At 67.7% G+C, this 8357-nt stretch carries 6 protein-coding genes and 2 pseudogenes; 4 read left to right on the forward strand and 4 right to left on the reverse strand.

Annotated elements, in window-relative coordinates; genetic code table 11:
- Positions 1-201: 201 nt before the first annotated feature.
- Together EPO55_RS25700 and rpmE are read right to left on the reverse strand one after the other, a co-directional pair.
- Complete coding sequence (locus tag EPO55_RS25700; protein ID WP_296340430.1) at positions 202-2256, reverse strand: molybdopterin-dependent oxidoreductase; 2055 nt, start codon at positions 2254-2256, stop codon at positions 202-204.
- Between the two features lie 163 nt (positions 2257-2419).
- Positions 2420-2623, reverse strand: a pseudogene (gene rpmE, locus EPO55_RS25705) (50S ribosomal protein L31); the annotation flags it as partial.
- Between the two features lie 143 nt (positions 2624-2766).
- Between rpmE and cyaY the strand changes: the two are divergent.
- The 3 genes from cyaY to EPO55_RS25720 all read left to right on the forward strand — a co-directional run bounded on the left by cyaY (position 2767) and on the right by EPO55_RS25720 (position 5084).
- Positions 2767-3072 carry an iron donor protein CyaY gene (gene cyaY / locus EPO55_RS25710; protein WP_296340431.1) on the forward strand — a complete coding sequence of 102 codons (306 nt, stop codon included), beginning with the start codon at positions 2767-2769 and terminating at the stop codon, positions 3070-3072.
- Complete coding sequence (locus EPO55_RS25715) at positions 3057-4826, forward strand: ABC transporter transmembrane domain-containing protein (RefSeq protein WP_296340433.1); 1770 nt, start codon at positions 3057-3059, stop codon at positions 4824-4826. The genes cyaY and EPO55_RS25715 overlap by 16 nt, the downstream gene beginning before the upstream one ends.
- An 87-nt stretch (positions 4827-4913) precedes the next feature.
- Complete coding sequence (locus EPO55_RS25720; protein WP_296340434.1) at positions 4914-5084, forward strand: hypothetical protein; 171 nt, start codon at positions 4914-4916, stop codon at positions 5082-5084.
- On the opposite strand, the gene EPO55_RS25725 is transcribed toward EPO55_RS25720, so the two are convergent.
- Together EPO55_RS25725 and EPO55_RS25730 are read right to left on the reverse strand one after the other, a co-directional pair.
- A complete protein-coding gene (locus EPO55_RS25725; RefSeq protein ID WP_296340435.1) occupies positions 5081-6721 on the reverse strand; it encodes an AMP-binding protein in 1641 nt (546 codons plus the stop codon). The genes EPO55_RS25720 and EPO55_RS25725 overlap by 4 nt on opposite strands.
- 32 nt (positions 6722-6753) lie before the next feature.
- Positions 6754-8016, reverse strand: coding sequence for a hypothetical protein (locus tag EPO55_RS25730; protein ID WP_296340436.1), 1263 nt, complete (start codon positions 8014-8016; stop codon positions 6754-6756).
- 81 nt (positions 8017-8097) lie between these two features.
- Here EPO55_RS25730 and EPO55_RS25735 point away from each other — a divergent pair.
- Positions 8098-8357: pseudogene (locus EPO55_RS25735) on the forward strand (molybdopterin oxidoreductase family protein); the annotation flags it as partial.

An 8357-nucleotide genomic window follows, 5' to 3' on the forward strand; every position in this document is an offset into this window, starting at 1 on the left:
CTAACCTATCATGTTTCTTGTCGCTCCTCTTTCGCGTTCGTTCTGGTTCGGGAAAGCGGTCTGCGCGGTGGACGGGCGACTTGAGACGAGCCATTCGGCGTCCCACGGGTCGGCGCCGGCTGGCGGTGATTTTCCCGGCAGATCAATGGTTTGACAGCCGTCGGGAAGGACACCGGCGACGTAGACCGGTGTCCCACTGACTCACTCGGCGGCGGCGACCTGACTTGCGGCCTTCCAGGCGCCCACGTCCAGCCACGTGCTCTGATAGGTCGCGCCTTCACCCATGTCGGTGTAGCGGTCCGAGCAGAGCATGTTGATCGTGCCGGAGAGCGCCTCGCCGGTCGGACGCTGGCCGGGGACCAGCAGGATGCCGGGCTGGACCTCGTCGGCGACCTTCAGCATCAGGCCGATCTCGCCGCGATCGTTGAAGACGCGGACCTGATCGCCGTCCTTGAGGCCGCGCTTCTTCGCGTCCTCGGGATGGAGAATGCAGAACGGCTTGCCCTCGCGGGTGCGCAGGAAGCCGACGCCGGAGAAGGCGGTGTGGGCCTGGAAGTAGCCCGGCGCCGTCAGCAGGCGCAGCGGCCACTTGCCGGCTTCGGCCGTCTCGACCGGATCGGGCACCCAGTCGGGCATCGGCGGCAGGCCCTGCTTGGCCAGCTGCTCGGAATAGAACTCGAGCTTGCCCGAGGGGGTCTTGAAGGGCTGACCGTCCCAGTCGTGGGCGATGTGGATCGGCTCGCCGGCGAAGAGCTTTGCCGGATCGGCCTTGGACGCAGGCCCGGTCGAGCCCTTGAACAGTTCGCGGGCGGCGTCCTCAGGCGAGAGGGCGAAGATCTTGTCGGTGAGGCCCATGCGTTTGGCCAGCGCCTGCGCCACATCGACGTTGGAGCGCGCTTCACCGGCAGGTTCCACCGCCTTGCGGCCCCACTGCATCCAGTAGGCGCCGTAGGCGCGGTAGAGATCGTCGGTCTCGAGATAGCTCGCGGCCGGCAGCACGATGTCGGCGTACTTGGCGGTGTCGGTCATGAAGGGATCGTGCACGACCGTGAACAGGTCCTCGCGCGCGAGGCCCTTCTGCACCTTGTGGACCTCGGGACAGGTCACCGCCGGATTGTTGGCCGAGACATAGAGCGCGCGGATCGGCGGGCCCTTCATGTTGAGGAGCTCTTCGCCGAGACGGAGATGATTGACCATGCGGGCCGTGGCCGGTCCCGACGGCTTGCGCACGGCCGCGTAGTTGAGATCGCATGAGGCCGCGGTCAGGAGGAGGGAGCCGCCGCCCTTCACGCCGTAGTGGCCGCTGACGCCGGGCAGCAGCACCACCGTGCGCAGCGCCTGGCCGCCATGGGTGAGGCGGGTCATGCCTTCGCCGAGCCGGACCAGCGCGGCCTTGGCGTTGCCGTACATCGACGCGAGCTTTTCGATATCGGCGACGCTGAGGCCCGTGATCTCGGCCGTCCTGGCCGGCGTGAATTTCGGCAGAACCTCCCGTTCGACCTGGTCGAAGCCCAGCGTGTGCTTGGCGATGTAGTCGCGGTCCGCGAGCTTGTCGCGCACCAGGATGTGCATGACGCCGAGCGCCAGGGCGGCGTCGGTGCCGATGCGGATCGGGAGATAAAGATCGGCTGCCTTGGCGCTGCGAGTGCGGCGGGGATCGATCACCACGATCTTGATGCCGCGCTTCTTGCGCTGCTCCTCGGCCAGCGCCCAGAAGTGGACGTTGGTGGCGGCGAGATCGGCGCCCCAGGCGACGACGAGATCGGAATGGACGACCGATTCGGGATCGGCGCCGCCCACCGGGCCCACCGTCACGTCCCACGCAGCTTCGCAGCACGTGTCGCAGACCGTGCCGGCCTGCAGGCGCGAGGTGCCGAGCGCATGGAACAGGCCGTTCACCAGGCCGCGGTTCATCAGACCCTGATGAGCGGAGTAGGCATAACCCAGGATGGCGAGCGGGCCGTCGCTCTTGATGATTGCCTTCCACTTGGCGGCGATCTCGTCGAGGGCGGCATCCCAGGTGATCGGCGCGAACTGGCCGGAGCCCTTGGGACCGATGCGCTTGAGGGGAGTCGTGAGACGCTCCGGCGAGTTCACCAGATCGGCGTCGCGGTTGACCTTGCCGCAGGCGAAGCCTGCCGTGTAGGGGTGGTCGGCGTCGCCCTGGACGCGCACGACCTTGCCGCCGTCGACATGGGCGATGAGCGAGCACATGTCGGGGCAATCGTGCGCACAAACGACTCGAACAGACTTCACCGCACCGTCTCCCCAAAAAGGATCACGGTGTGCAGTCTAGCAGAGGCTTTAGAAAAGCTCGGCCTTACTTCTTCTTGGCCGCGCCCTTAGCTGCCTTGTCGTCGGGCTTGGCGCCCGATGACTTGGTGCCGGCGCCCATGGCGGCTTCCGCGCTGCCGGTCATGCCGAAGCGATCCTTGAAGCGCTGCACGCGGCCGCCGCGATCGATGCTCTGGCGCACGCCGGTCCAGGCCGGGTGGGTCTTGGGATCGATGTCGAGGCGCATGCTGGCGCCTTCCTTGCCCCAGGTCGACCGCGTCTCGAAGGACGTGCCGTCGGTCATCACCACGGTGATCTTGTGGTAGTCCGGGTGGATCTTCTCTTTCATAAGCCTTCTCCAGCGCTTCGAGGCCGATTTCCGACCGGCCGGCGCAACAGGGCGCGGTGTATAGCGGCCCAGTCCCCTTGTTTCAAGGGACCCTGACAAGCCGGTTGTCCGGCCCCCGGCGGCCCTGTAGACCGACCGGGCTCATGGCCGATATCCCGTTCGAAAGCCTCGCCGACAGCCTGCTCGCCGCCCTCGAGGAGGGAATCGGCAGCCGTACCGACGCCGAACTGCAGGGTGGGGTCCTCACCGTCGAGGGCGACGGGGGTATCTGGCTCGTGAACAAGCATGCCCCCACCCGCCAGATCTGGCTGAGTTCGCCCAGGAGCGGGGCGCGGCACTACGCCTTCGACAGTGGCACCGGTCAATGGCGGGACACGCGGGGCGGCGACGATCTGCTGGCCGTCCTCTCGAGCGAACTGGGCATTGCCCTGGCATGGCGGGCCCCTTGAACCGGCTGACCGGCCTTGGCCTCCTGTGGCCCTACCTCAGGCCCCATCGCGGCCGGGTCGCCCTGGCGCTGCTGTCGCTCCTGGTCGCGGCCGGGACGGTGCTGGCCTTCGGCGCCTGTCTTCGGGCCCTGATCGATCGCGGCTTCGCCCAGGGCCGGCCGGACATCCTGAATTACGCACTGGCCTCGCTGCTGGCCGTCGCCGTCGTGCTGGCGATCGCCTCCGGTGCGCGCTTCTATCTCGTCTCGTGGCTGGGCGAGCGTGTCGTCGGCGATCTGCGCAAGGACCTGTTTGCCCATGTCGTGCGGCTGGGGCCGGCGTGGTTCGAGATCAAGCGCTCGGGCGACGTCATGAGCCGGATTTCCGGCGACGCCCAGCTCATCGAGCAGGTCATCGGTTCCTCGGCCTCGATCGCGCTCCGCAACACCCTGATGTGCGCGGGCGGCATCGTCATGCTGATCGTCACCAATCCCAAGCTCGCGCTGCTGGCGCTGGCCGTGGTGCCGCTCACCGTCGTGCCGATCGTGCTGTTCGGCCGCAAGGTCCGGGCGCTGTCGCGCGAGGCGCAGGCCCGCGTGGCCGAGATGGTGTCGGAAGGCGGCGAGGCGCTCGACGCGGTACGCACCGTGCAGGCCTTCGCCCAGGAGGATCGCGCCTCGACCCGCTTCGGCGAGTCGGCCGAACGCGCCTTTGTCGCGGCGCGGCGGCGCATTGCCCGGCGCGCCATCATGACCACGCTGGTGATCTTCATCGTCTTTGCCGCGGTGGGTTTCCTGCTGTGGATGGGCGGCCACGACGTGCTCACCGGGCGCATCAGCGCCGGCGATCTGACGGCCTTCGTGTTCTACGCCGTCCTGGTGGCCAGTTCGGGCGGCGCCATCAGCGAGACCATCGGCGACCTTCAGCGCGCGGCCGGGGCGGCCGAACGCCTGGCCGAGCTGAAGGCGGAGCCGCCGTCGATCGCCGAGCCCGCGGTGCCCAAGGCATTGCCCAAGCCGACCGAGGGCGCCGTCGACTTTTCCGGCGTGTCGTTCCGCTACCCGACGCGTCCCGATGCCCTGGCGCTCGACCGCTTCGACCTCGCCGTCGCGCCGGGCGAGACCGTGGCCATCGTCGGCCCCTCGGGCGCCGGCAAGACCACCGTCTTCAACCTGCTGCTACGCTTCTACGATCCCGAGGCGGGCAGCATCCGCGTCGACGGCATCGATATCCGCGAGCTGCGTTTTGCCGATCTCCGGCGGACGCTCGCCATCGTCTCGCAGGAACCGGTGCTGTTCAGCGCCTCGGTCGCCGACAACATCCGCTACGGCCGCCCCGGCGCGCCGGAGTCGGAGGTCCGGGCGGCGGCGGAGGCGGCCTCGGCGCTCGCCTTCATCGAGAGCCTGCCGCAAGGCTTCGCCACCGATCTCGGCAATCGCGGCGTGCGGCTGTCTGGCGGCCAGCGCCAGCGCATCGCCATCGCCCGGGCGCTGCTCTGCGACCCCGCCATTCTGCTGCTCGACGAGGCGACCAGCGCGCTCGATGCCGAGAGCGAATTGGCCATCCAGCAGGCGCTCGACCGGCTCATGGACAAGCGGACGACGCTGGTCATCGCCCACCGGCTCGCGACCGTGCAGAAGGCCGACCGGATCGTGGTCGTCGATCACGGCCGGGTGGTCGATGTCGGCCGCCACGCCGACCTGATCCGGCGCGATGGGCTCTATGCCCGCCTGGCCGAGCTGCAGTTCAACCTGCCGGCCGTCGCTGCAGATTAATACAATACTTTAAGTAGACCAGAATCTTCCTTGAATAACAGGGCAGTATTGGGTAATGTTCGGCCATATTTTGGTCGTATTTAGACGATGACAAAAGGCATTGCCATGTTCATCACCACCCATTCCTCGCAGCCTCTCGCCCGTCGCAACGGCCTCGCCCGCTTTGCCGAATGGTGGCCCGCCGCCCTGATCGGCCTCGTGGCCCTCCTGGGCGCTGTCCCGGACAGCAACGCGCAGACGCTTCTCACCCTCTTCTAGGGCCGCCCTCCGGCCTTCTGCTTGGCATCGAGGCGCCGGAGCTCCCGGCGCAGGATCTTGCCCGTGGTCGTGAGCGGCAGTTCGCTCACGAAGTCGACCTCGCGCGGGTATTCGTGGGCGGCGAGCCGGGTCTTCACGAAGTTGGCCAGCTCGGCTTTCAGTGCGTCGTTGGCCGCGATCTCGGGCCGGAGCTGGACGAAGGCTTTTACGATCTCGGTGCGGACGGGGTCGGGGACGCCGACCACGCCGACCATGGCCACGGCCGGGTGCTTCATCAGGCATTCCTCGATCTCGCCGGGACCGATGCGGTAGCCGCCCGAGGTGATGACGTCGTCGTCGCGGCTCTTGAAGAAGACGTAGCCGTCGGCGTCGATGCGACCGAGATCGCCGGTCAGCAGCCAGTCGCCGGCATATTTGCGCGCCGTGGCCTCGGGGTTGCGCCAGTATTCCAGCATGACGATGGGATCGTGCCGCCAGCCGGCGATCTGGCCGTCTTCGCCGGGCGGCAGCACGTTGCCGTCTCCATCGACGATCGCCACCTTGCGGCCGGGGCAGGCGCGGCCGCAGGAGCCGGGCCGCACCTCGAACCAGTCGGGCGAGTTGAGCGTCATCAGATTCATCTCGGTCTGGCCGTAGCCTTCCGAGATGGTGGCGCCGAAGGTGTCGCGGCCCCACGCAAGCAGCTCCTCGCCCATCGCCTCGCCGCCGGTGAAGAGGGCGCGGAGCGCGTAGTCCCAGCGCTCGGTCGGCCGGCTCACCTGCCGCATCATCTTGAGCGCAGTAGGTGGGATGAAGCTCACGCCGACCTTGTGTTTTGCCAGCAGCGCGAAGGCATGCTCGGGATCGAACTTGGCAAAGCGATGCGCCAGTACCGGCGTGCCGTAGTACCACGCCGGGAAAAGCGCGTCGTAGAGGCCTGCGATCCACGCCCATTCGGCCGGCGTCCACATCACCTCGTTGCCCCTTGGCCAGTGGCTCAGCGTCTGTTCCATCGCCGGGATGCAGCCCAGCATCATGCGATGGGCATGCAGCGCGCCCTTGGGCTGGCCGGTGGTGCCCGAGGTGTAGATCAGCAGCGCCGGATCCTCGGCCGCCGTATCGACCGTGGCGAATTTGTCGGACGCCGCCGCCAACAGACGATCCCAATCGAGGAAGTCGCGGCCGTGGGCGCTGGCGCCGATCACGACGATGGTCTTGAGGTGCGGCAGGCGCTCGCGCACGGCCAGCACCTTGGGCAACTGGCTCATGTCGGTGACGATCGCCGATGCTTCGGCGTTGGCCAGGCGGTATTCCAGCGCCTCCTCGCCGAACAGGGTGAACAGCGGCAGCACGATCGCGCCCATGCGGTAGCCGGCGAGATGGCAGAGCGTGAGTTCCGCGCCCTGGCTCAGGAAAACGCCGACGCGGTCGCCTTTGCCGATACCGTGCGCCGCGAGCGCATTGGCGAGGCGCGAACTGGTGGCGAGGAGCTGGCCGAAGGTCCAGTTACGGACGCTGCCGTCGGCATTCTCCACGATCATTGCCAGCGTATCGGGCGGATGGCGCTCGCAAACTGCGCGGCCGATGTTGAAGCGCTCGGGCTTGGGCCAGCGGAAGCGCCGCATTGCCTCGTCGTAGGAAAGACCGCGGGGGATCATGCGTCGTGGATCATGCGTGGGGCGACTTCATGTCAGCGGTTTACGCGCTTGATGACACGCGCGGCCAGCAATTCCTCAGGTGTCGGCACCCAGATCGTGTCGCCCGGCGTGTCGAGCACGCGCTGGGCGAACCCGGCGGCGACGCCGGCACTCATGGTCAGGAACCGCTTCATGTCGCGGTTGGCCTCGAACATGTCGTCGGTGCTCATGCCCGGGAAGCTCGCCTGATGGAAGCCGAGCTTGGCCCCTGGGGCGATGCTGCGGTCGACACCGCCCAGGAACGCAATGGTGCAGGCCGAGGCGCACGCTGTTTCAACCCGTGTGGCGAGACGACGGCTGCGGATCATGCGGCTGATCTCGAAGCCCGCGCCCATGCGACCGCCGGGGCCGGACAGGACGACCTCGCGGATCTTTGGATTCTGCTCCAGCGCGCGGCGGACGGCCTGGTCGCTGCCCATGCCGTAGGTGCCGTCGATGTGGAGCGTGGTGCCGTCGGGGCTGACCGAAAGGGCCAGCTCGCCCAGCTCCTCGTCGCCGTTGTAGATGTTCCACAGTTCGGCGAGGGCTGGCACGGCGCGGTCGTAGAGCAGGGCGCCGATGGCCAGCACGGACGCGGTCGCGGCGACAACGGCGAGAAGCGGCACGATCCCGCCGCCACGGCGCCAGCCGGCTGCCGCGACCAGGCCGATTTGCCAGATGGCGAAAATCGAGGTGAGCGCGCAGAGGACGGCCGGCGCCACGACGTGGAACAGCGTCGTCTGGGTGCCGCTGAACACGGCGAACGAGACGCTGCCGAGGCCAATCAGCAGGGCAACGGCAGCCCAGACACCGCGATAATTGAGCGTCTGGGCGACCGAAGCCGTGCCATCACGCCACAGCGGAACACCCACTGCTTCAAGGTGATCGCGCGCGCGCGCGAAGGCGCCGGTCGAGATCGTCTTAAGGCCGCCCACGTATCCCAGCGATATCGCGAAGTCGTCGGGCAAGACGCCTGAGGGCAGGCGAACCTTGCGAACGTCGACGGCGCGCGCCGCGGCCTCGGCGAAGGCGATCAGGGTACGGGCGTGCTCGCGTGTTCCCGCAGGGGCAACGACCAGATGCTCGATCTGGAGCTGATCGGCACGCTGCACCAGGTCGATGAGCGCGATCGGCCCCCGCTCGCCGTCGATCACGAATATCGCCCGGCTGTCCGACATCTCAGGTGCCGGAACTTCGAGCGCGAACAGGGCGATCGCCGCGGCATCGGCAGGCGTTGCGCGGCGAACGCCGCCGATGTGAATGGATTCTGTAGACACGCTGGACGTTTCGCTCTCCGACTGTGCTTTCACCTGATGCGCACCGGCTGTATGCTGCGGCACTTCTCGCGGAGCGTCCACATGTCCCCCGACGATCATGCCTACTCGCCCGATGCTCGGGCCAAGAGAAATACTTCAGGCGTCACCACAGTGCCATCGGTCTGTCCGCATGATTGCACCAGCACCTGCGCGCTGGACGTCGAGCGGCTGGACGCCAGGACGATCGGCCGGGTGCGGGGCTCGCAGCGCAACGACTACACCGCGGGCGTGATCTGCGAGAAGGTCGCGCGCTACGCCGAGCGCATCCATCATCCCGACCGGCTGATGAAGCCGCTGCGCCG

The organism is Reyranella sp. (assembly GCF_004296935.1).
In the GTDB taxonomy this organism is placed as follows: domain Bacteria; phylum Pseudomonadota; class Alphaproteobacteria; order Reyranellales; family Reyranellaceae; genus Reyranella.